The organism is Stenotrophomonas sp. AS012628, assembly GCF_010608305.1.
GTDB lineage: Bacteria > Pseudomonadota > Gammaproteobacteria > Xanthomonadales > Xanthomonadaceae > Stenotrophomonas > Stenotrophomonas geniculata.
Genome location: NZ_VMBJ01000344.1, coordinates 1 through 204, shown reverse-complemented (window position 1 = coordinate 204; position 204 = coordinate 1). Strand labels below are relative to the sequence as shown.

General features: G+C 65.2%; 1 protein-coding gene. It reads left to right on the top strand.

The window, feature by feature from the left end:
* Positions 1 to 204 (top strand): BamA/TamA family outer membrane protein (locus G5A07_RS22190; protein WP_191864069.1); only part of this gene is annotated, 204 nt, incomplete at both ends.

Genomic DNA, 204 nt, shown 5'->3' with positions numbered 1-204 from the left:
CTACTGGACCGTCGACGGCGTCAGCCTCGGCTACAACGCCTTCTACCGGAAGACCGACTACGACGAACTCGACGTCGACGTCGCCAGCTACTCGGTGAACAGCCTGGGCGCCGGCATGAGCATCGGCTACCCGATCAGCGAGACCTCGCGCCTGACCTATGGCCTGAGCGTGCAGCGCGACCAGATCGACACCGGCCGCTACAC